Source organism: Oceanisphaera sp., assembly GCF_048268965.1.
GTDB lineage: Bacteria > Pseudomonadota > Gammaproteobacteria > Enterobacterales > Aeromonadaceae > Oceanimonas.
The window spans coordinates 21,020-44,765 of sequence record NZ_JBLWUK010000025.1; the positions used below are offsets into that span (position 1 = coordinate 21,020).

Here is a 23,746-nt window from a genome sequence, read left to right on the forward strand (position 1 = left end):
AGCCATGTATAAGAGTTATGCGGTAAATGTAAAAAATTGTAACAAGGTTGTTTCGATGGTCGCTACTAAGCAATGCTGCGTAACTTATGTGGATACTAGGGCTCACTTTTCTTTCTCGTCACCCTCGCGAAGGAACGTCATCCTCGCGCAGGTGGGGACGGGGGGCCAGTGTCTTTGCAGGAGAAGCGCAGGCTGATAAATCTGCGCCACAGGCCCTGGATTCCCGCCTTCGCGGGAATGACGACAGAACCACACCAGTTATGTGTGATTACTTAATGGTCGCTGCCAAGGCGGGCGATGAGCGCAGAAATTCCTCTTTGAGTCTTTTTTATCGCCTGGTCCAGTTCGATGGCGAGGTTGTGTGCCATCGGGCTCTGCTCCTCGGCCAGCTGTTCCAGTCGTTCCAGCACCTCGGCCAGCCGGGTCTGATCCAGCATGCGGGCGGTACCGGCCAACCGGTGCGCCAGCTGGCCCAACTCCAGGTGATCTGCTTCCGTCAGCGCCTGTTCAAGGGCCTCCTGCTCGGCCGGCAGGGTGTCGGCAAAGCGGCTCAGCATGGCGTGCAGCCGAGGGCGCCCCAGCACCCGCAGATGTTCCTGCAACAGGGGCTGCTCCAGCTCGGGCTGGACGTGTATACCCAGTGCCTGGCCCAACGCCTGCATGAGCCTGGGCCATTGCACCGGCTTGGCCACCACGGCTTTGAGTCCGGCGGCCAGGTAACGGCGAATGTCGTCGGGGCCTACGCTGGCGGTCAGGGCAATCACGGGTGTCTCCCGGTTCAGCCCCTGCGTCTGACGGCGAATGCTCTGGCTGGCTTCCAGGCCATCCATGCCGGGCAGATGCATGTCCATCAGAATAAGGTCAAAGGCCTGGTGGCGGGATAGCTCAAGTGCCTGTTCGCCGCTTTCCGCCTGACAGACCAGGTGACTGTGCTGCTCCAGCATGGTGGCAAGAATGGTCCGGTTGATGGCCACGTCTTCCACCAGCAACAGACTGAGGCTGGGCAGGGCGGCCAGCTCGGTCTCTGGTGCTGTGGCGGGTGTCCTGGTCGGTGCCAGCGGCAGGGTAAAGAAGAAGCGACTGCCCTGGCCGGGCGTGCTTTGCAGGCTCATGTTGCCGCCCATGGCCTCGATCAGCCGGATCGAGATGGCCAGCCCCAGCCCGGTGCCGCCATAACGACGACCGATACTTTCATCGGCCTGGGTAAAACGCTGAAAAATGCGGTCTTGCTGTTCGGGAGCAATGCCGATGCCATTGTCTTCTACACAGAACTGCCAGCCATCGTCCACCTCTCTGGCGCCGAGTGTGACCCGGCCGCCCTGGTCGGTGAACTTGATGGCGTTGGACAGCAGGTTGATCAGCACCTGCCGTAGCCGGCCGGGGTGACCCGAGCACCAGAGTGTGGCGTCGGGCGCGTCCAGTTGCAGTCGAATTTGCTTGGCTTCGGCGTAGCCCTGCATGATGGCGACACTGCTCTCCAGCAACTCGGCCAGGGCAAAGGGAGCCGGCGCGTCGGGCAGCGGCCCCTGCTCCAGTGCCGCATAATCGAGCACGTCGTTTAGCAGCATCAGCAGGTGCTCGGCCGAGTCTTGTAATATGTCGAGCATTTCCTGGCTGGGGCTGTTTTTCAGTGCCGGCCTGAGCAGGGTAAGGGTGCCCAGAATGCCGTTCATGGGGGTACGAAGCTCGTGGGTCATGTTGGCGATAAAACGGCTTTTGGCCATGTCGGCCGCCTCTGCCGCTTCTTTGGCCTGGCGCAAATGATGGGTACGTTTGTCTACCAGAGCTTCAAGCCGAACCTTGTCGTGTTGCAGCTCGTTCTGACGACGCTCGACCGAAAGGCGCATGGTGTTGATGGCGCCTACCAGGGTATCCAGCTCGTCGGGCCGCTGCCTGGGGGGGCGGGCCAGCGCCAGCGGGGGGCCGTCAGGCGAGCCTTCGCCAATCTGTTCCACATGACGGGCCATCCGCTCCAGATGGCGGGTCACCCGGCGCTGAAACAGCAGCATCAGGCAGAAGGCGATGGCCAGTATGGTCAGGGTCTGGCTCACTAATATGGTTCGGGCGTGGTCAATCAGCTGTTGGCGAATACTCCGCTTGCTGAAGGCAATCTCCAGCCGGCCCACTCGCTGGGGCCCCAGTACCGAGCTGGGATAGATTAAATCGAAATCGTATTCATGCACGCCCTCGGCGTCGTTATGACGGGCCAATACCAGCGGAGCCGCGAGGGCGTCACCGGTCACCGAGAGTCGGGCCATGTGTGGCATGTCGAGCATGCTCTTTAGCTGCAGCCGGGTTTGTGGCAGGTTCAGATCCCACAGACTCTGGGTCAGGCTGTCGAGGTAGCTTTGTTCGATGAGGCTGATGCGGTCGTTAAGATCCTGCCTTATCTGGCGATGGTCGAGCCAAAGTTGCAAGGCGGTGGACACCAGCGACAGGGTCAGGCTGACGGCCAGCACCAGCAGAAACAGGCGAAAACTCAGGGGGTGCCGCCGCCGATAGCGGGGCAGCAGGGTCAACAACGCCTTCATTCGGCAGGGACCAGATAACGGCGTTCAAAATAGGCGGTAATGCGGTGAATATACTGGTCGTCGGCAAGGGCTTGCAGCCGAGCCGACAGGGCCGGTAGCAAGGGCGCAAGTACCGAATTTCTGGGTAAGGCCAGGTGATAATATTCCAGGGTAAGCAAGTCGGGCAGGGGAAATACCTGCTCGGTCAGCCCGAGTTTTTGTGCCTGCAACCGGCCGGTAGACAGCCCGATAGGCATGTAGTCGATGCGGCCCAACGCCAGCTTTTGAAAGTTTTGTTCGCCGGTCGACACTCGCTCTACATGAGGGTGACGGGAGGCGGTCCGGTCGAAATCGTCACCGAAGCTGTCGCCAAACAGCAAGCCCAGGGTCTTGCCGGACAGGCTCAAGGGCGGCGACTTGTCGTGGCCGATCTGGGTAAAAAGCACCACGGGATCGGCAACGATGGGGGTATCGGTGAATATGAAGTCCCGTTCCCGTTGGCGGGTTTTGTAGGCGGCTACAATCAGGTCTACCTTGCCCTGGCGTGCCGCCAGCTGGCAGCGTTCCCAGTTGCCGAATACCTGCATGTTTATCGAGTAGCCGTGCTCGGCCAACAGCTTGCGGGCCAGATGGGGCGCAATGCCGGTCAACTCGCCATTTTGCTCCCACGACAGCGGCGGATACATGGGGTGGCCGCAGGCGGTGAGTGTGCGCACCTTGGCTTGAGGCTGAGCCAGGGACGGCAGCGCCGGCAACAGGGCAAACAGCAGAGCCAGGATCAGTGGCATGGCACCGACCTGGGGGTAAAGACGTAACCGGCACCGTGCACTGTGAGAATGATTCTGGGATTGGCCGGGTCATCTTTCAGCTTGCGCCTGAGCCGGCCCACCAGCACGTCTATGGTTCTGTCGTTGGGAGCCCATTCCCGGTTTTTGATCTGATCCAGCAGCTGATCCCGTGACAGGGTCTGGCCCGAATGATGCAAAAAGGCACGCAACAGCTGGTATTCGCCGTGGGTGAGCGGCGTGGGCTGGTCGCGTTCATCGAGCAGCACCCGCCGGTCCAGATCGATGCGCCAGTCATCAAACCGATGAATGTTGTCGGGAGGAGCGGCGACGTTTCGCGGCGCGGCGGCCCGCACCCGGCGCACCAGGTTCTTGGCCCGGGCCAGCAGCTCGCGGGGGTTGAAGGGTTTACACACATAGTCGTCGGCACCGCATTCCAGGCCGATAATGCGTTCTATGTCATCCTGGCGGCCGGTCACCAGTATGATGCCCACCTCGGAGCCGGCTCGCAGCTCTCGGGTCAGGGTCAGACCATCCTTGCCCGGCAGCCTGATGTCCAGCAGGATCAGATCGATATCTTGCCTGCTCAAAATCTGCTCGGCTTCTTCCGCACTGCGGGCTGCAAACACCTGGTGCTGCTCTACCCTGAAATACTCCACCAGGCACTCCCGCATGATGTCGTCGTCTTCCACAATCAAGATGCGGATATCCATATCGTATGTTCTCATTGTCATTGGGGATTGCATACATCCGTTAGCCGGGCAACTTCTAACACCGCCGATGCAGCAGTGTCAATGTTGCCGCCTGTTCCCCCTGCCGTTCTCCATGAGTCGCTAACGAAAGTCCGTTTTGCCGTTTGTGACAGTTTAACCGCCTTTTGTCGGAGGATACATGGTCAGGGTACGGACGAAAACGGACCGCGCTTCCGTTACGGCCATGTCGGGCAAAGGGCTTCATGATGTCTTGTTTTGGCATGTGAGTGTCTTAAACAGCAATGTTGCCAGGGGGGAACGGATGTTTACTGTCGGTACCCGAGCAGGGGTACCGATATGGCTGCCTGTTGCGGTTTTATAATGCCTGGCCAAGTGCCGGCGTTGACTCCCGTTCAGTAAAAAGGATGCTGATTTATGTGCGCAATTCATGGAAACAGAGGTGTTGTCTATACCGGTCCGGGCAAGGTCGAGGTGCAATCCATTGCCTTCCCCGAACTGGCCATCGGTAATCGAGCCTGTCACCACGGGGTGATCCTCAAGGTGGTATCGACCAACATCTGCGGCAGTGACCAGCATATGGTGCGTGGGCGAACCACAGCCGAAGCCGGTCTGGTGCTGGGCCACGAAATCACCGGGCAAATCATTGAATGCGGCCGTGATGTCGAGTTCCTCAAGGTGGGTGATATCGTTTCCGTGCCCTTCAACATCGCCTGTGGCCGTTGCCGTAGCTGCAAGGAAGGCAAGACCGGTATCTGCCTGAACGTCAACCCGGCTCGTCCCGGCGCCGCCTACGGTTATGTAGACATGGGTGGCTGGGTTGGTGGTCAGTCCGAGTATGTCATGGTGCCTTATGCAGACTTCAACCTGCTCAAGTTTCCGGACCAGGACCAGGCGATGGAAAAAATCCGCGATCTGACTCTGTTGTCCGACATCTTACCCACCGGTTTTCACGGCTGCGTGACCGCCGGCGTGGGCCCCGGCTCCACCGTCTATATTGCCGGTGCCGGTCCGGTCGGCCTGGCCGCCGCCGCCGCGGCCCAGTTGCTGGGAGCGGCCTGCGTCATCGTCGGCGACATGATCCCGGAGCGTCTGGCCCAGGCCCGCAGCTTTGGCTGCGAAACCATCGATCTGCGCGAAGAAGGCTCCATGGAAGACAAGATTGAACAGATCCTGGGGGAGCGCGAGGTGGATGCCTTCGTCGACTGTGTCGGCTTCGAGGCCCACGGTTGCGGTTGTGACCATGGCAAAGAGCAACCGGCCGCCGTGCTGAACTCGGCCATGGCCCTGACCCGTGCCGGTGGCCAGATTGGTATTCCGGGCCTGTACGTTACCGAAGATCCGGGTGCCGTGGACGAGGCTGCCCGCCAGGGGGCCCTGAGCATGCGCTTCGGCCTGGGCTGGGCCAAGTCCCACTCCTTCCATACCGGTCAGTGCCCGGTGATGAAGTATCACAGACCCCTGATGCAGGCGATTTTGTTCGACAAGATAAAAATCGCCGATGCGGTCAATGTGCAGGTGATTACTCTGGATCAGGCGGTGCAGGGGTATGCCGACTTTGACGGTGGCGTATCGAAGAAGTTTGTGATCGACCCCCATGGCATGGTGCCGGCATAAAGGATAGAGTTGACTGGTTCATGCCTTCCACCCTGGGGTGGAGGGCATGTTTTGGTTGATAAAATATACCCGGCCAGGAGCGGCCGGCAGGACAGTACTGTTCATGGTGGTGGATACAGACCCGCCGCCATGACCGTTTTAACAAGGTTGATGATATGGATGAGACTCAAGCAGGCGTTCTAGACACTATCGAAGAGATAGTGACGTCGACAAAACACAAACCCGGCGCGCTGTTGCCCATCCTGCATCGAATTCAGGACCAGTTCGGCTATATCCCCGATGCCGCCATTGCGGTGATAGCAACCCATTTACGCAGCACCGCAGCCGATGTGCACGGTGTGATCAGCTTCTATCACTTTTTCCGCAGCGAAAAACCGGGCCGCCATGTGGTCGAGGTCTGCCGGGCCGAGGCCTGTCAGGCCCAGGGAGGTCGTGAGTTCGAACGCCATGTGCGGGAGACACTGAATATCGACTATGGCCAGACCACCCCGAGTCAGGACATCAGCCTGAAGCCGGTGTATTGCCTGGGCAACTGCGCCACCGGCCCCTCCATCAGGGTAGGGGACAAGATCAAGGGGCGCATGAACCCGGCCAAGTTCGATCGTCTGGTAGACGAGCTGACCACCTTCAAACTGGAGCTGAAATAATGACGCTGCGAGTTTATGTACCCTATGAAACCACGGCCCTGTCTCTGGGCGCCGACGAGGTCGCGACCCTGATCCGGCGTGAGGCCGAACGGCGCGGCCAGGATATTGAAGTGATCCGTAATGGCTCCCGAGGCCTGTTCTGGCTGGAGCCGCTGGTGGAAGTTGCCACCGATGACGGCCGTTATGCCTTTGGTCCGGTCGAGCTGGACGATGTGGCCTCCCTGTTCGACGCCGGCTTCGAGCGCGGTCAGGTCGAGCATCCATTGGCCCTGGGCCTGACCGATGACATTCCCTATCTGAAAAACCAGCAGCGGGTGACTTTCTCCCGCATCGGCATCACGGATCCGGTGTCGCTGGACGACTACCGTGAGCTGGACGGTTTCAAGGGCCTGGAAAAAGCGGTGACGCTGTCGCCCCAGGAACTGGTCGACTACGTGAAAGAGTCCGGCCTGCGCGGCCGGGGTGGGGCGGCCTTTCCCACCGGTATCAAGTGGCAGACGGTGCTGGATGCGCCGGGTGAACAGAAATACATCGTCTGCAATGCCGATGAAGGTGACTCCGGCTCCTTTGCCGACCGCATGGTGATGGAGTCCGATCCCTACATGCTGATTGAGGGCATGATCATCAGCGGTCTGGCGGTGGGGGCGACCCAGGGCTACATCTACCTGCGGGAAGAATACCCGCTGGCCCATGAATTGTTGAATATCGCCATCGAGCGGGCCTACGCCGCCGGCCTGCTGGGCGAGAATGTCGCCGGCAGTGGCCGCGGTTTCGAGCTGGAAGTGCGACTCGGCGCCGGCGCCTACATCTGCGGCGAAGAAACCTCCTTGCTCGAAAGTCTGGAAGGCAAGCGCGGCATGGTGCGTGCCAAGCCACCACTGCCGGCCATTGTCGGTCTGTTTGGTCAGCCGACCGTGGTCAACAACGTGCTCTCTTTGGCCGCCATTCCCGCCATCCTGAGCGAAGGCGCCGACCATTACGCCAGCTACGGCTACGAGCGTTCCAAGGGCACACTGCCGTTTCAGCTGGCCGGTAACCTCAAGCGGGGCGGCCTGGTCGAACTGGCGTTCGGCCAGCGTCTGCATGATCTGATTTATGAATTTGGCGGCGGTACCCGCAGCGGCCGACCGGTACGCGCGGTACAGGTGGGCGGCCCCCTGGGTGCCTATCTGTCGCCGGAGCAGTTTGATGTACTACTGGACTACGAGTCCTTCAGTAAAATCGGCGCCGTGCTCGGTCACGGGGGCGTGGTGGTGTTTGACGACACGGTCAACATGGCCGAGCAGGCGCGGTTTTCGATGGAGTTCTGTGTTGAAGAGTCCTGCGGCAAGTGTACCCCCTGCCGAATTGGCTCGGTGCGCGGCGTCGAGGTGATCGACAAGATCATCGCCAACGACAACAGAGCCGCCAATATCGAATTGCTGGAAGACCTGTGCGAGACCATGATCCAGGGCTCCCTGTGCGCCATGGGCGGCATGACGCCGTTTCCGGTGCAGAGCGCACTCCAGTATTTTCCCGAAGATTTCAACGACTCGAAGGGGGCGTAAAAGATGATTGAACATTTTTATCCCGAGAAGGATTACGGGACGCCAGCCCGGCTGTCGGAAAAACTGGTCACCCTGAACATAGACGGCGTTGACGTTACCGTGCCCGAAGGCACCTCAGTGATGCACGCCGCCGCTCGGGCCGACATCAATATTCCCAAATTGTGCGCCACCGACAACATGGAAGCCTTTGGCTCCTGTCGGCTGTGCACGGTAGAAATTGAAGGGCGGCGTGGTTATCCCGCCTCCTGCACCACCCCGGTCGAGCCGGGCATGGTGGTACTCAGCCAGACCCAGGCGCTGGCCAAACTGCGCCGCAACGTGATGGAGCTGTATATCTCCGATCACCCCCTCGACTGCCTGACCTGCCCGGCCAACGGCGACTGCGAACTGCAGGACATGGCTGGCGCCGTGGGCCTGCGCGAGGTGCGCTACGGCTTCGACGGCGAGAACCACCTGGATGCGGCCAAGGACGAGAGCAACCCCTATTTCAGCTTCGATCCCAGCAAGTGCATCGCCTGCTCCCGTTGTGTGCGGGCCTGCGGCGAGGTGCAGGGCACCTTCGCCCTGACCATAGAAGGCCGGGGTTTCGACTCCAAGGTCTCCGCCGGCAAGAACACCAATTTCGTTGAATCGGACTGCGTATCCTGCGGCGCCTGCGTGCAGGCCTGCCCGACCTCGACCCTGATGGAAAAATCGGTAATCGATCATGGTCAGCCCGAGCACAGCGTGATCACCACCTGCGCCTATTGTGGCGTGGGCTGTTCGTTCAAGGCGGAAATGAAAGGCACTCAGGTTATTCGCATGACCCCCTGGAAGGGCGGCAGCGCCAACCATGGTCATTCCTGCGTCAAGGGTCGCTTCGCCTTCGGCTATGCCACTCACAAAGACCGACTGACCAAGCCCATGATCCGGGAGTCCATCGACCAGCCCTGGAACGAAGTCAGCTGGGAAGAAGCCATCGCCTTTTCCGCTCGCCGTTTGCGCGAGGTGCAGGAGAAACATGGCCGCAAGAGCGTGGGCGGTATTACCTCGTCCCGTTGTACCAACGAAGAAACCTATCTGGTGCAGAAGCTGATCCGTGCGGCGCTGGGCAACAACAACACCGACACCTGTGCCCGGGTCTGCCACAGCCCCACCGGCTATGGCCTCAAGATGACCCTGGGCGAGTCGGCGGGCACCCAGGACTTCGACTCCGTGATGGAAGCCGATTGCATCATGGTGATTGGCGCCAACCCCACCGACGCCCACCCGGTGTTCGGCTCCATGATGCGCAAACGTCTGCGCGAAGGGGCCAGCCTGATCGTGGCCGACCCCCGTGAGATTGACCTGCTGGACACCCCCCATGCGGGGGAGGGCATTCATCTGCCTTTGCGCCCGGGAACCAACGTGGCCCTGATCAACGCCCTGGCACACGTCATCGTCACCGAAGGACTGGAAGACGAAGCCTTTGTGGCCGAGCGCTGTGAGCCGGAAGATTACCGCGCCTGGCGTGAATTTGTTGCCGAAGAGCGCCATGCTCCCGAGCAAATGGCGGACGTGATTGGCGTGCCGGCCGAGGCTCTTCGCCGAGCGGCGCGTCAGTATGCCACCGCCGGTAATAGTGCTATCTATTATGGTCTGGGTGTGACCGAACACAGCCAGGGTTCGACCATGGTGATGGGCATCGCCAACCTGGCCATGGCCACCGGCAACATCGGCCGGCCCGGGGTGGGGGTCAACCCGTTGCGGGGCCAGAATAACGTCCAGGGCTCTTGCGACATGGGTTCTTTCCCCCACGAGCTGCCCGGTTATCAGCCGGTTAACAACGACCAGATCCGCGGCCGGTTCGAGGCGGCGTGGGGCGTGAGCCTGGACGCCGAGCCCGGGCTGCGTATTCCGCACATGTTCGATGCCGCCATCGCCGGCGACTTCAAGGCCATGTATGTGCAGGGTGAAGACATCGCCCAGTCGGATCCCAACACCCATCATGTGGAGGCGGCGCTGCGCTCGCTGGAGCTGCTGATTGTGCAGGATCTCTTCCTCAACGAGACCGCCAAGTTCGCTCATGTGATCTTGCCCGGCTCCACCTTTTTGGAAAAGAACGGCACCTTCACCAACGCCGAGCGCCGCATCAACCGGGTGCGCAAGGTGATGCCACCACTGGCGGGCAAGGAAGACTGGGAAGTCACCATGGCGCTGGCCAATGCCCTCGGCTACCCCATGCATTACGATCATCCTTCCGAGATAATGGATGAAATTGCCAGCCTGACACCCTCGTTCACCAACGTCAGCTTCGACAAGCTGGACGAGCTGGGCAGCATACAGTGGCCTTGTAACGACGAGCACCCGGAAGGGATGCCGATCATGCACGGCGACAGCTTCCCCATCGGCCTGGGACGCATGGTGGTAACCGAGTTCATCCCCACCACCGAGAAGGTGTCGGAAAGCTATCCGTTGCTGCTGACCACGGGGCGTATTCTCAGTCAGTACAACGTGGGGGCCCAGACCCGGCGCACCGACAACAACGTCTGGCACAGCGAGGACGTGCTGGAGATCCACCCGCATGACGCCCAATTGCGGCAGATAGCGGACGGCCAGCCGGTGACCATCGCCAGCCGTACCGGCAATACGGTGCTGAAGGCCAGGTTGAGCAAGCGCATGCAACCGGGGGTGGTGTATACCACCTTCCACTTCCCGCACAGCGGCGCCAACGTGATCACCACCGACAACTCCGACTGGGCCACCAACTGCCCGGAGTACAAGGTAACGGCGGTGCAGGTACTGGGCACGGATGCCCATGCCCTGTCGGACTGGCAGCAGAAGTTCTACACCTTTACCCGCGAGCAGCTGGAGCACCTTGAGGCCGGCAGTGAGCAGGGCAGTCGGTAAGTCTCCGTTATAGTTTGAACGGACATCAGAATAGGGGGCGGCTGCCAGACAGCCGCCCCCTTTTTTATGCCGACATTCCCGATGATTTTCCATCCACGTTCCCGCGATCTCTCTGCCGTCATTCCCGCGAAGGAACGTCATCCTCGCATAGGAACGTCATCCTCGCGAAGGCGGGGACGGGGACGGGGACGGGAATCCAGTGACCTTTGCCGTGAATTTTCGTTCCCGCTCGTCATTCTTGCGAAGGAACGTCACCTTCGTGTAGGCGGGGGCCAGTTCCTTTGCAGGCGTCTCGCAGGCTGACAGTTCTGCACCACAAGCCCTGGGTTCCCGTCCCCGCCTTCGCGAGGATGACGTTCCTGCGCGGGAATGACGGTAAAACCATACTTTTATGCGGTATTACTTATCCCCCTTGATCTCGCTGATGACATATCCACATGACTCTCTAAACCCGTAGTTAGCCTTTTAAATGTCGCATACAGACAAAAAAATGTCGTACCAATGTTCGTTTGATGAACTATGTTATATAAAGTTTAAATTGATTAACTGTTCAATCAATGGCCGCTAATCAGTTATCAACAATCGGTGGCTGCCGTCAGGCAAGCCGGATTATGTTCGCAACGGAGTACACACAGACCATAAATACCAAGGGAAGATACAAGCTAATTTGACGATGTATCATGGAATCGACACAAGAGGATGTTACTCATGGAAATGCTGTTATCTGTTGCTATTGTTTTTACCCTGCTGGCGACGGTGGTGATCCTGCTGCGCTACGGGAACCTTCGTTGCAAGGGCGATATGCCTACCTCCTTGTTCACCTTTATCGCCATCCTGTTTACCTCGGGCCTGGATGTGGGCCTGATCATGTTTCCGCTGACCGAGTTTCCGGTTTATGCCAGCGAAGCCGAATACGGGTTCACCAATCCCCTGGCCATCGAGTTCGGCTTCTGGGGCTTTCTGGTATGGGGCTTCTATTTTCTGACTACCTTTTACTTTGTGCTGATCGAGCCCAGGGTCCGGCTGTTCGAGCTGCCCCTGGTCAAGTTTGTCAATAACATGGTGATCATTGGCACCTGCGCCTTCACCGGCTTCCTGTTTCTCAGCTATCTGCCCACTTATATCGAAGGCATAACGCCGGTCATGACCTATGGCCTGGTGGCGCTGGTGGTGCTGGCGGCGGTCTGGTCCAGCTCGGACGTGCGTTATGTCAAACTGCTGAGTGTGGCCTCGACCTGGCTGTTTATCGCCCTGATTGCCGCCATGTGGCTGAATACCGGAGCCGGTGTGCAGGGACTCGGCAGTACCATGGCCGGCATCGGTGGGTATTTTTCCAATATCCATCAATTTGTGGCGCCCATTACCGACTACCATGCCTTCTACCTGTTCTGGTGGTTCTCCTGGAGCATCATGATCGGCCAGTTCGTGGCCCGGTTTTCTGGTGGGCTCAAGGCCTGGCAGCTGTGTGTTTCCATGCTGGTGGTGCCGTCCATTCCCATCGCCATCTGGTTTTCCGTCCTCTATCTGCACTTCGAACAGAGCCTGGCCATCGGCGGCCTGCTGAACCTGGCGATGGTGGTGGTGGGCGTTATCTTCGTGATTAACTCTCTGGACTCGCTGATCCGCCTTTATACCACCAACCTGCGCATCGAGGCGGAAAAGCTGGGAGCGGTGCGTTATGTGGTCTTTAACTGGACGCTGATGTTCGGGCTGGTGCTGTTGTTCCAGTTCACGCCGCTGAAGATAGAGTGGATAGGGCTGGTGGTGATCGGCCTCTATGCCCTGATCACCGTGCAGCTCTGGCGCCGGCGCCGTCAGCTGGGTAATTTGGGGCAGGAGTCTTCTTCTTTGAATGCCGCCGCCGACAAGGCTTAATCACCACACTTGCCGTTATATTCCCATCTGCAACAGGCCGCCGAATGGCGGCCTTTACCCTCGCCAAGGAACGTCATCCTCTCGTCGCGGGGACGGGAACCCAGAGCAGGTGGCACTCAACGGTCAGGCTGGGCGTGGTTTGCAGAAAGCACTGGACCCCCGCCTTCGCGAGGGTGACGGCATACGCGTCGTTCCCGCCAAGGAACGTCATCCTCGCGTCGGCGGGGACGGGAACCCAGAGCAGGCGGCACTCAACGGTCAGGCCGAGCGTGGTTTGCAGAAAGCACTGGACCCCCGCCTTCGCGAGGGTGACGGTATATGCGTCGTTCCTTAGCGGAGATGACAGCCTTAACCCCTAATGCTGCCATCGCCAGACTGGCGGGCTCGACCCGCAGGCAGGAAGCCTTTACATTATCATCAGTATTTCGTCGCCGTGCCTGGCGAACCCATCGGCCGGGAGGGCCAAACATGAGATCGTCACCCAATCAATTACTGGCCCGGGTTTCCGTCGCCCATCTGATCAGTCACCTGTATATCATGACGGTACCGGCCATGCTGCCATTGCTCCCCGGCGCCATGCAGGTCAGCTTTTTAGAATTGGGGGTGGCTATCGGCGTGTTCAATATAGTATCGGCGCTGGTGCAGGCACCGCTGGGATTTCTGGTCGACCGATTGGGGGCCAAGCGGATGCTGATGGCGGCGCTGGCGCTGGGCAGTGCCAGCTTTGGACTGGTCGCCCTGCTGCCCAGCTATTTCTGGCTGCTGGTCGCCATGGGCCTGGCGGGGTTGGCCAACGGCGTTTATCACCCCGCAGACTATTCGCTGCTGTCGCGTGGCATGCCATCCGAGAGGATGGGCCGCGCCTTTTCGGTTCATACCTTCGCGGGGTTTTTAGGCGGTGCACTCGCGCCTCCTTTGATGGTGGGCGTGGCCCTGGCCTGGGATCCGCGCTGGTCTTTTGCCATTGCCGCACTGGCGGGGGGCATGGCACTGGTTTTTGTCGCTACCGGTTCCGCCTTGCAGGCGTCTGAAAAGTCGGTGGGTGTCGGCAGTATCAAGTCAGGCAGTGCACAGGCCCGGCCTCTCTCCACACCCATTGCCACCCTGGCGTTATTGACGCTGCTGTTTACCATGCTCAGCCTGAGCACAGGCGCGATAGAGAGATTTTCCGTCTCGGCGCTGGTTCAGGGCTTCGATGTTGCATTACCGGCGGCCAACCTGGCGCTGACCAGCTTTCTGTTTGCCAGTGCCTTCGGTGTGTTGGCGGGCGGTGTGCTGGCCGATAAAACGGAACGGCATGGTGATGTGGCGGCGCTGGCCTTCGCCCTGGCCGCCGTGCTGGTGGTAATGGTCATTATGGTGTCGCTGCCGCCACTGCTGCTGGCCATGGTGCTGGCCCTGGCCGGTTTTCTGACCGGCATGGTGGCGCCCTCGCGAGACATGCTGGTGCGTGCCGCCTCTCCCGAGGGGGCAGAAGGGCGCACTTTTGGCATCGTTTCGACCGGCTTCAACTTTGGTGGGGTTATCGGCCCCGTTCTGTTCGGTTTTCTGCTGGACTGGGGGCTGGCCAGTGGCGTCTTGTGGTCGGCCGTCGGGTTTATGGTGATCACGACTTTCATCGTGCTGTATCAGGAGCGGCGGCAGCGGGTACGGGCCGCCGTGTCTGCCGGATAAACAAAAAAGCCTGAGCCCACAACCCGGGCTCAGGCAAAATGAGTGGACCTGTCGTACCTCCCCTCAACCAACTAGAATGCGATTGCCACATGGCCCTGGGGCACGCTGCAGCAGCTCAGTACATACCCCTCGGCGATGTCTTCCTCCGTGATGCCGCCGTTGTGCTCCATGGTGACGTCGCCTTTCACCACCTGTACCTTGCAGGTGCCACAAATGCCCATGCCACAGGCCTTGGGAATGTGCAGGCCCACCTGGGCGGCGGCGCTGTGCAGGGTTTCGCCCGGCATGATATCTACCTGCAAATCGCTGTCCTGAAACGACACCGTCAGCCGGTCTTCGGTACGCTCCAGCTCTTCGGCCTGCTCGACGGCATCGCGGACCTGCTCCTCGACGCCTTCGGCCACCTCCACCGGGGTCTCGCCGAAGCTTTCCTCATGGTAGTGCTCCATCGGAAAACCGCTGTTTTCCAACAAGGTGCGTACCGCACGCATATAGGGGGCGGGGCCACAGCAGAATATCTCCCGCTCCATGAAGTCCGGGGCGATCAGGGCGAGCATGGAGCCATTAAGATACCCCTTGAAGCCACTCCAGGTTTCGCCAATATCGGTTCGCTCGCAGATCAGGCTCAAGTGGATGTTGTTCAGCCGCGAGTCCATGTGCTGCAGCTCCCGGTAGAACACCAGATCCTTGGGGGTGCGGGCGCTGTGTATAAAGTGAATATCCACGTCGGCATTGGTATCGAACCACCAGCGGGCCATGGACATCACAGGGGTAATGCCCACGCCGCCGGAAAGCAGCAGCACCTTCTCGCTGGGGTAGTCGATACAGTTGAAGTTGCCGACCGGGCCATGTACCGCCAGCGCATCTCCTTCATTCAGGTTGTCGTGCAGCCAGTTGGAGACCTGACCGCCGGGTACCCGCTTGACGGTAATGGAGAAACTGTAAGGCACGGAAGGCGACGAGGCGATGGTGTAGCTGCGCATCACCGTCTCTCCCTCTATTTCCAGCTCCAGGGTCACAAACTGACCGGGCTTGAAGAAGAACAGCAGGGGGCTTTCCGCCATAAAGCAGAAAGTCCTGACGTCCCAGGTTTCCTGTATGACCCGGACGCACCGTACCGGATGGCGTCCGTTGCTCCACGTTTGGGTATTGATGGGTGAGATAAAATCCTGATTCATCGCTGCTCTCCGACTGGGCTGTGCCAGATTGTCCTTAATAGCGACATTCTTGTGCACTTTGGCCGTTGGCAATTGCCCAAAAACGACATGAAGATGTCTGCCAGCCCCGCTTTTGAATATTCGCCGACGCATATTGGCAAGGGCGATGGCGGCAAGGTCGGAAACCATATACAACCGAGTCGTTTTCAGACAATCAGCTCGAGGAGACTTTGGTGATGATGGAGCCTACGGTGGGGTTCCCGCTTTGGTGGCAGGGACACACGGCTCAATTTCAACAGCAAAGGAAGCAGCATTCATGGAGCAGATCAACACCGCATTGTTAGGCACAACCCCCGGCTTGGGTGATGCAGTGCAGATGTTGCAGCAGCGTCGTCCCGGTTATTCACTCCCCCAGGCGTTTTATAACAGCCCCGACGTCTTTGCCGCCGACATGGAGCAGATCTATGGCAAGGAATGGCTCTTTGTCGGCCTGACCTGCGAGATCCCCAAAGAAGGTAATTACATCACTCTGGAAGTGGGTAACAACCCCATTACCATAGTGCGCAACAAGCAAGGCGTTCAGGCTTTCCATAATGTCTGTCGACACAGGGGCTCGCGGCTGTGCACCGAGAAGAAGGGCAAGGTGGCCAAGCTGGTCTGCCCTTATCACCAGTGGACCTACGAGCTGGATGGCAACCTGATTTATGCCGGCACCGACATGGGGGACAGCTTCAACAAGGCCGACTTCCCGCTGAAGCAGGTGCATACCCGTACCGCCGGCGGTTATATTTTCATCAGCCTGGCCGACAATCCGCCGGTCATCGATGACTTTCTGGCGTCGCTGGAGCACTACCTCGAGCCCTACGATCTGGAAAACGCCAAGGTGGCGGTGCAGTCGGAAATCGTCGAGGATGCCAACTGGAAACTGGTGCTCGAGAACAACCGCGAGTGTTACCACTGCAACGGCTCTCACCCCGAGTTGCTCAACAGCCTGCTGGAGTTCGATGACACCACGGACCCCCGTGCCACCGACAGCTTCAAGGCGCACGTGGCGCGTATGGCCGAGCAGTGGGATGCGGAGAAGATTCCCCATCAGCATGTGTCGTTCGGATTGCGTAACCGCATGGTGCGCATGCCGCTGGCCGAAGGCAAGGTGGCCATGACCATAGACGGTAGCCAGGCCTGCGAGAAAACCCTGGGCCGGATCATCAACCGGGAACTGGGCTCGCTGCGCATCCTGCATCTGCCCAACTCCTGGAACCATTGCCAGAGTGATCACATCGTCACCTTCCAGGTGGTGCCCCTGGGCCCCCAGAAGACCAAGGTGATCACCAAGTGGGTGGTACACAAGGACGCGGTGGAAGGGGTGCACTACGACGTGGAAAAACTGCGCCGGGTATGGGACGCCACCAATGCCCAGGACAGAACCCTGGCCGAAAATAACCAGCGTGGTGTCAACTCCGTCGCCTACGAACCCGGACCTTATTCGCCCACCTACGAATTCGGGGTGGTGAACTTCGTCGACTGGTATGCGGACAGCTTTATCCAGAATGCCGGCGGCCAGACCCTGGCCGTCACGTTACCCGAGTAAGGTCAACTCAAAGGGGGAGCCACTGGCTCCCCCTCGTCATTCCCGCGCAGGAACGTCATTCCCGCGCAGGAACGTCATTCCCGCGCAGGAACGTCATTCCCGCGAAGGAACGTCATCCTCGCGAAGGCGGGGACGGGAATCCAGTGACCTTTGCGATGGTTCTCTTCTCCGTCATCTTCGCGCAGGCGGGGACTCACTTCATGCAGGCGTTCAGCACGTCCTGTACCTCGGGGTGCAACAGCTTCTGCTTGACCCGCAAGGACGCCAGCCGCTCCTGCCAGACTTTCCGCTCCGGACCAGACAATAGCTCGCCCAGTCTGTGACGGCACTCCGCCAGTGACAGCTGCTTGCCCCCATCAAGCCCCCATGCCTGCAACTGGGCACGAAAATCGTCCTGATCGATCAGTTCCGTAATCATCATGGTGTTGTTCTCCTCGGTTCAGCATAACGATAGCCTAGCAGTTGCCCGGCGTGCGGCAACGGGTCATCGGCTTGGGTGTCGCTTTCGGAACAGTTGCCGACTGACAGGGCGCACAAACACAACTGGATGTCGTATTGGGAAAGCTGTATCGGGGGGATAGCTGTTGTTATAGGGGCCGGTTTTTGCCCATAACGACGGCTTTCGCCGTTATTGGCAAACTCTGCACCGGCAAGCGCAGGACCTTCAGGACTTTAGGCCCGCGCTGCCGTTAGATGTTTATTAACCCGACGGAGACCTTGTCCTATGTTAGCCAAAGATGGACTTTTGAAAGGAATGAGCCCGGCGGCGACGATCAGTTCCATGATTATCGTTACCTTGTTTGTGGTGGGCGGCGCCTGGTACCCCGATGCGGCTGCCAACCTGTTTGACAGCGTATCGGGATACCTCATCAATCACTTCAAATGGTATTACATTGCCATTCTGTCGTTGATGCTGGTGTTTTGTGTGGTACTGGCCTTCAGCCGATTTGGCAGTCTGCGCTTGGGAAGCAATGATTCCCGACCGGAATACAGCCTGTTTTCCTGGTTTGCCATGTTGTTCAGTGCCGGTATGGGCATTGGCCTGGTGTTCTGGTCGATTGCCGAGCCCATCTACCATTTTCAGAGCAACCCCTTTATTGCCGAGGGCATGACGCCGGAAGCAGCCGAAGTGGCCATGCGACTGACCTTCTTTCACTGGGGGCTGCACCCCTGGGCCATTTATGTGGTGGTGGGGCTGACTCTGGCCTATTTTTCCTACCGCAAGCAGTTACCTCTGACCATTCGCTCCGCGCTCTATCCCTTGATAGGTCAGCGCATCTACGGCTGGATGGGGCACACAGTGGATATTCTGGCGGTATTCGGCACCATCTTCGGGGTGGCAACCTCCCTCGGCCTGGGCGTGGCCCAGATCAACACCGGTCTGAACCAGCTGTTCGGCATGGAAGTCAGTACCAGCAGTCAGCTGATACTGATAGTGGTGATTTCGCTGATTGCCACCCTGTCGGTACTGTCCGGGCTGGGACGGGGCGTGAAATGGCTGTCGGTTGCCAACATGTGGTTTACCGCCGCCATTTTGCTGTTCCTGCTGTGCTACGGTCCTACCCGTTACCTGCTGCAGAGTTATGTGCAGGGCATTGGTGACTACCTGACCCATGTGGTGGCGCTCAGTACCTGGACCGATGCCAGTCAGGACAGCCAGTGGCAGTCCTGGTGGACCGTGTTCTACTGGGCCTGGTGGATGTCCTGGTCACCCTTCGTCGGCATGTTTATCGCCCGCATCTCCAAGGGCCGTACCATTCGCGAGTTTATCTGTGGCGTGCTGCTGGTGCCGACCCTGCTGGGCATGCTCTGGCTGACCATGTTCGGCAGTACCGCGCTTTATCTGGAGCTGACCCATACGGTGACCAATGCGGCCGGTGAAGTGGTAGCGGCCGTGGGGCAGGCCGGCATAGTGGCCGCGGTGGGCGAAAACGTCACTTCGGCTCTGTATGAGACTTTATCTCAGTTGGACGGTGGCATCATGGGCACCCTGGCTGCGGTATTGTCGACCCTGCTGGTGGCGCTCTATTTCATCACCTCTGCCGACTCCGGCACCCTGGTGGTGACTACCATACTGTCGCTGGGTAACGAACATCCGCCCCGCAGTCAGCGGGTATTGTGGAGCATGGCGGTGGCGGCAGTAGCGGCCATACTGATGCTGGCCGGCGGCCTCAAGGCGCTGCAGACCGCAGCCATTATTGCCGCCTTTCCCTTCTCGTTCGTCATCCTGGTAATGATGTGGGGCCTGTATCGGGCTCTGCATCAGGAAGTGCCCGAAACCCACCCGGTGACGGTCGATTCTCCGGTCGCTATAGAAGCACAGGTGAAAGTGCCACCGGCATCCTGAACCTGATAGCAGACGGTAACCAAAGGGGCGAAAGCCCCTTTTTTCATACTTTTTTGCAGTGCATCAGAGCCGGTCAGGCATAGTGTCGGCCATTTGAGCGTTCTTGATTGTGAAGGCAATAAACTCAGCGAAAGTCTTCGATAAACGTCAGTATGTAACAGGATTCATTTGTATTTCGAGGGTTTGAAAAAGTTAAAAAACGACTGCATATTCCTAAGTTGTATAATGGAAGTATCTGTATTGTATTGATTTTTTGTTCATTGCGGAGGAGGGATAATACCAAGGCAGGGTGAAAATGATGGAATTATCATGGCTTCATCACACATTGGCACCGAACAGATGAAAATACCCATGATGAGGTTTACGAAATCGCACTTATGGTATATGTTTCGCTGATGTGGGTATTTGTTTATTAAATGTTTACAATTCGTTGCATTATCGGGGCAAGAACAAGCGGAAACCCGATACATTTACAGGGAGTAAGCGCAATGACTCAAACACAACGTGTTGGTTTCCTGTTGGTGGACAATTTCACCATGATCTCCTTGGCTTCGGCCATTGAGCCCTTGCGTATGGCCAATCAACTGTCGGGCCAGCCTCTATATGAATGGGTCATGCTGACCGAAACCGGGGCACCGGTACGGGCCAGTGACCATATACTGGTCACCCCGGATCACAGCATTCAGGATTGTGGTCATCTGGACATGATGATCCTCTGCGGTGGAGTAGGGGTCGTCAATGCTCGCAGCCGTAACCTGCGAGTCTGGCTGCAGACACTGGCCAGACGCCGGATCAAGCTCGGTGCCGTTTGTACCGGCAGTTACCTGCTGGCCGATGCCGGTGTACTGGCCGGTTATCGCTGTACCCTGCACTGGGAGTACATGGCCTCGTTCAAGGAAGCCTTTCCCCAGCTGGAAACCAGCAACGCTCTCTATTGCGTCGACCGGGATCGTCTGACCTGCAGCGGCGGCACTGTGCCGATGGACATGATGCTGCACCTGATCGAGAAGGAACATTCCAGCGCCCTGAGCACCGCCATTTGCGATATGTTTCTGTGTGAGCGTATTCGCGAGGGGCAGGAAGAGCAGCGAGTACCACTGCGGCACATTGTGGGGACGGCCCAGCCCAAACTGGCCGAAGTGGTGGCACTGATGGAAGCCAATCTGGAAGAGCCGATCACCCTGGACGAACTGGCCAGTTATGTGGACCTGTCCCGGCGTCAGGTGGAGCGACTGTTTCAGCGCCATGTGCAATGCTCTCCCTCCCGCTATTACCTCAACCTGAGGCTGGGAAGAGCCCGGCAGTTGTTGCGCCAGACCTCGTTCTCGATCATCGACATCGCCACCGCCTGCGGTTTTGTGTCGACGCCTCATTTCAGCAAGTGCTACCGGGAGAATTTCGGGGTGCCGCCACGAGACGACCGCTGTAGCCGCTCTGCTCCCAAATCACTCACCCCGGAGATCTCCGACTTGCTCAAGCACATTCAGCTGGAATCCGCCAAGGGGGAACCGACCTTTGCTTCAGTGACACTGTAACTTTTCTCTTTCTTTAAAAGGCTCCTAATGGAGCCTTTTTGTGCCTGCTAAATCGCACTGTATTTGTGCCGTCATCCTCGCGCAGGAACGTCATCCTCGCGAATGCGGGGATCCAGAGCTGGTGGCACCATTCTCGATAATGGTTGCTGGTCTGCCAGGGTCACTGGGCTCCCGCCTTCGCGGGAGTGACCAAAAATCAGAAGTCAGTACTGTATTTATGCCGTCATCCTCGCGAAGGCGGGGATCCAGGGCAGGGAGCACAGTTCTCGATAATGGCTGCTGGTCTGCAAAGGTCGCTGCAACATCACGCAGCGTTAAATGATATCGGTCCACAGATCCCGCCAGCCTGGGTTTTGTTCTTCAATCAACCTTAGCTTCCAGCTACGGTTCCATTTCTTGAGTTGTTTCTCGCGGGTAATCGCCGCGTACATATCGGCATGGAATTCGAAGTACACCAATAGGTGTAACCCGTGGCGAGCGCTAAACCCAGCCACCTCTTGCTGTTTGTGTTGCCATATACGCTGTACCAGGTTGCTGGTCACGCCGATATACAGGGTGCCGTTTCTACAGTTGGTAAGCATATAGACGGCAGGCTGCTTGGACATTGTGATGACCTTGTCAGTGGTTGACCCCCAAGTTTAGGCTCAGAAGCATTAACAGGCCTCCCGCCATTGCGTCTTTCTGCTCGTTTACATCAACCCTCCATTTAGAATCTTGTCACTCCTGTGAAGGGGGCCTGGTCTCGATAATGGTTGTTGGCCTGCAAAGGTCACTGGGCTCCCGTCCCCGCCTGCGCGAGGATGACGTTCCTTCGCGGGAGCGACCAGAAATCAGAAGTCAGTACTGTATTTATGCCGTCATCCTCGCGAAGGCGGGGATCCAGGGCAGGTGGCACCATTCTCGATAATGGCATTGGGTCTGCAGAGATCACAGGCATCCAGTAACGGCGGGGCCTGGCAGTTTTCGGTATCTGTCGTCAGAAGTGACGTTTTTGGCTATGTGGTCGTCGTTTTTAGCCAGCGTGCGAACAAAGCCCCGGGCTAGACTGCCCTTGAATCCGGTGGACACCCTACCACCAGCCACATTTACTCAAGGAAGGTCTGGCTATGCAACATGCAGCTGAACTACATAAACAAGCGGTCGTCATCGACGGCCTGATTATCGCCAACTGGGGGCGGGAACTGTTTGAGGACATGCGTCGTGGCGGGCTAACGGCTGCCAACTGCACCGTGTCGGTATGGGAAGGGTTTCAGGACACGGTCGACAATATTGCCGCCTTCAACCGCTATTTCCAGGAGCACGCCGACCTGATCCGTCCGGTACGTACCACGGCCGACATCCTCAAGGCCAAGGAAGAAGGCCGCACCGGCGTGATCCTGGGGTTTCAGAATGCCCATGCCTTCGAAGACCAGCTGGGCTATGTGGAAATATTCAAGCAGCTGGGCGTGGGCATAGTGCAGATGGCCTACAACACCCAGAACCTGGTGGGCACCGGTTGTTACGAGCGCGACGGTGGTCTGTCCGGCTTTGGCCGTGAAGTCGTGGCCGAAATGAACCGGGTCGGCATCATGTGCGATTTGTCTCACGTTGGCGCCCAGACCTCCAAGGAAGTGATCCTCGAATCCGGCAAGCCGGTGTGCTATTCCCACTGCCTGCCGGCCGGGTTGAAAGATCACCCGCGCAACAAGTCCGATGAAGAGCTGCGTTTTATCGCCGATCATGGCGGTTTTGTCGGCGTGACCATGTTCGCCCCTTTCCTGAAAAACGGCATCAACTCCACCATCGACGATTATGTTGAAGCCATCGCCTATGTGATGGAGCTGGTAGGCGAAGACTCCATCGGCATAGGGACCGACTTTACCCAGGGCCATGATCAGAATTTCTTCGAGTGGCTGACCCACGACAAGGGCTATGCCCGCCGCCTGACCCGTTTTGGCGAAATCATCAACCCCGAGGGTATCCGTACCATCGGCGAATTCCCCAACCTGACCGAAGCTCTGTTGCGTCACGGCTTTTCTCCGCGCCAGGTAGAAAAAGTCATGGGCGGTAACTGGATGCGTGTGCTGAAAGACGTCTGGGGCGAATAAACCATCATAGGTAAACAAAGGAGAATCACAATGTCAGTACATGCACCCGAAATGCCCATTGAAGTGAACGCCGAATCCGGCATCTGGACCACAGACGCGCTGCCCATGCTGTATGTGCCGCGCCACTTCTTCGTCAACAACCACATGGCGATAGAAGAAGAACTGGGCCCGGAACGCTATGCCGAAATCCTGTACAAGGCCGGCTACAAGTCTGCCTGGCACTGGTGCGAGAAAGAAGCCGAGTGTCACGGCCTTAGTGGTGATGCGGTATTCGAGCATTACATGAAGCGCCTGTCGCAGCGGGGCTGGGGTCTGTTCACCATTGAAAGTCTGGATATCGCCGCCGGCACCGCCAAGGTTCGGCTGGATCATTCCGCCTTCGTTTATCAGTACGGCAAGGTGGATCGCATGGTGGACTACATGTTTACCGGCTGGTTTGCCGGCGCGGTAGACCAGATAGCAGAAAGCCAGGGGCTGGCGGTGCGCACGGTTGCTCGCCAGACCCAGAGCGGCGCCCAGACCGGCTGTGATTACGGCCTGTTCGAAGTCAGCCCGCTGTAGTTCATGCCGTCCTCCTCGCGCAGGAACGTCATTCCCGCGAATAAACGTCATCCCCGCGAAGGCGGGGATCCAGGGCAGGGAGCACACTTCTCGATAATGGTTGTTGGTCTGCCAAGGTCACTGGGCTCCCGCCTTCGCGGGAGTGACGAGGGGGGAGGCGGGAGTGACGAAGGGGAGACGGGAGTGACGAGTGAGGTTTGGGAGTGACGAATGAGGGGGCGGGAGTAGCGCCTCG

The 23,746-nt window shown here is 58.6% G+C and carries 17 protein-coding genes; 11 read left to right on the plus strand and 6 right to left on the minus strand.

Annotation, left to right across the window (positions count from 1 at the left end; translation table 11 throughout):
- Positions 1-272 precede the first annotated feature (272 nt).
- Genes ACN0VL_RS11515 through ACN0VL_RS11525 form a run of 3 tightly spaced genes read right to left on the minus strand, consistent with a single transcriptional unit; the run spans position 273 to position 4,008 of the window.
- Positions 273-2,531, minus strand: coding sequence for an ATP-binding protein (locus tag ACN0VL_RS11515; protein ID WP_417617503.1), 2,259 nt, complete (start codon positions 2,529-2,531; stop codon positions 273-275).
- On the minus strand, positions 2,528-3,298 hold the full coding sequence (locus ACN0VL_RS11520) for a substrate-binding periplasmic protein (protein WP_417617505.1): 771 nt from the start codon (positions 3,296-3,298) through the stop codon (positions 2,528-2,530). The genes ACN0VL_RS11515 and ACN0VL_RS11520 overlap by 4 nt, the downstream gene beginning before the upstream one ends.
- Entirely contained in the window at positions 3,289-4,008 is a 720-nt protein-coding gene (locus ACN0VL_RS11525; protein ID WP_417617507.1) for a response regulator, read from the minus strand. The genes ACN0VL_RS11520 and ACN0VL_RS11525 overlap by 10 nt, the downstream gene beginning before the upstream one ends.
- 423 nt (positions 4,009-4,431) lie before the next feature.
- On the opposite strand from ACN0VL_RS11525, the gene fdhA reads away from it, so the two are divergent.
- The 6 genes from fdhA to ACN0VL_RS11555 all read left to right on the plus strand — a co-directional run bounded on the left by fdhA (position 4,432) and on the right by ACN0VL_RS11555 (position 14,233).
- Positions 4,432-5,622, plus strand: a complete 1,191-nt coding sequence (gene fdhA / locus ACN0VL_RS11530; RefSeq protein WP_417617543.1) for a formaldehyde dehydrogenase, glutathione-independent — start codon at positions 4,432-4,434, stop codon at positions 5,620-5,622.
- A gap of 155 nt (positions 5,623-5,777) precedes the next feature.
- Entirely contained in the window at positions 5,778-6,269 is a 492-nt protein-coding gene (locus ACN0VL_RS11535; RefSeq protein ID WP_417617508.1) for a formate dehydrogenase subunit gamma, read from the plus strand.
- Positions 6,269-7,816: a formate dehydrogenase beta subunit gene (locus ACN0VL_RS11540; RefSeq protein WP_417617510.1), complete on the plus strand. Its 1,548-nt coding sequence runs from the start codon at positions 6,269-6,271 to the stop codon at positions 7,814-7,816. The genes ACN0VL_RS11535 and ACN0VL_RS11540 overlap by 1 nt, the downstream gene beginning before the upstream one ends.
- 3 nt (positions 7,817-7,819) lie before the next feature.
- Positions 7,820-10,684, plus strand: a complete 2,865-nt coding sequence (gene fdhF, locus ACN0VL_RS11545) for a formate dehydrogenase subunit alpha (protein WP_417617512.1) — start codon at positions 7,820-7,822, stop codon at positions 10,682-10,684.
- 708 nt (positions 10,685-11,392) lie between these two features.
- Positions 11,393-12,559 carry a BCCT family transporter gene (locus ACN0VL_RS11550; protein WP_417617514.1) on the plus strand — a complete coding sequence of 389 codons (1,167 nt, stop codon included), beginning with the start codon at positions 11,393-11,395 and terminating at the stop codon, positions 12,557-12,559.
- A gap of 468 nt (positions 12,560-13,027) precedes the next feature.
- A complete protein-coding gene (locus ACN0VL_RS11555; RefSeq protein ID WP_417617516.1) occupies positions 13,028-14,233 on the plus strand; it encodes an MFS transporter in 1,206 nt (401 codons plus the stop codon).
- Between the two features lie 71 nt (positions 14,234-14,304).
- On the opposite strand, the gene ACN0VL_RS11560 is transcribed toward ACN0VL_RS11555, so the two are convergent.
- Positions 14,305-15,411 carry an FAD-binding oxidoreductase gene (locus ACN0VL_RS11560; protein ID WP_417617517.1) on the minus strand — a complete coding sequence of 369 codons (1,107 nt, stop codon included), beginning with the start codon at positions 15,409-15,411 and terminating at the stop codon, positions 14,305-14,307.
- 295 nt (positions 15,412-15,706) lie between these two features.
- On the opposite strand from ACN0VL_RS11560, the gene ACN0VL_RS11565 reads away from it, so the two are divergent.
- Positions 15,707-16,981 (plus strand): aromatic ring-hydroxylating oxygenase subunit alpha, encoded by a 1,275-nt coding sequence (locus tag ACN0VL_RS11565; RefSeq protein WP_417617518.1) that lies wholly within the window; start codon positions 15,707-15,709, stop codon positions 16,979-16,981.
- Between the two features lie 193 nt (positions 16,982-17,174).
- On the opposite strand, the gene ACN0VL_RS11570 is transcribed toward ACN0VL_RS11565, so the two are convergent.
- Positions 17,175-17,402, minus strand: coding sequence for a hypothetical protein (locus ACN0VL_RS11570; protein ID WP_417617521.1), 228 nt, complete (start codon positions 17,400-17,402; stop codon positions 17,175-17,177).
- Between the two features lie 303 nt (positions 17,403-17,705).
- Here ACN0VL_RS11570 and ACN0VL_RS11575 point away from each other — a divergent pair, with 303 nt between their 5' ends.
- A complete protein-coding gene (locus tag ACN0VL_RS11575; protein WP_417617523.1) occupies positions 17,706-19,328 on the plus strand; it encodes a BCCT family transporter in 1,623 nt (540 codons plus the stop codon).
- A 488-nt stretch (positions 19,329-19,816) separates the two neighbouring features.
- Positions 19,817-20,863, plus strand: a complete 1,047-nt coding sequence (locus tag ACN0VL_RS11580; protein WP_417617525.1) for a GlxA family transcriptional regulator — start codon at positions 19,817-19,819, stop codon at positions 20,861-20,863.
- 314 nt (positions 20,864-21,177) lie between these two features.
- Here the strand turns inward: ACN0VL_RS11580 and ACN0VL_RS11585 are convergent, their stop codons facing one another.
- Positions 21,178-21,468 (minus strand): GIY-YIG nuclease family protein, encoded by a 291-nt coding sequence (locus ACN0VL_RS11585; RefSeq protein ID WP_417617527.1) that lies wholly within the window; start codon positions 21,466-21,468, stop codon positions 21,178-21,180.
- Positions 21,469-21,969: 501 nt separating this feature from the next.
- On the opposite strand from ACN0VL_RS11585, the gene ACN0VL_RS11590 reads away from it, so the two are divergent.
- Positions 21,970-22,950: a dipeptidase gene (locus tag ACN0VL_RS11590; RefSeq protein WP_417617529.1), complete on the plus strand. Its 981-nt coding sequence runs from the start codon at positions 21,970-21,972 to the stop codon at positions 22,948-22,950.
- A 30-nt stretch (positions 22,951-22,980) separates the two neighbouring features.
- On the plus strand, positions 22,981-23,511 hold the full coding sequence (locus ACN0VL_RS11595; protein WP_417617531.1) for a DUF5943 domain-containing protein: 531 nt from the start codon (positions 22,981-22,983) through the stop codon (positions 23,509-23,511).
- Positions 23,512-23,746: the final 235 nt, after the last annotated feature.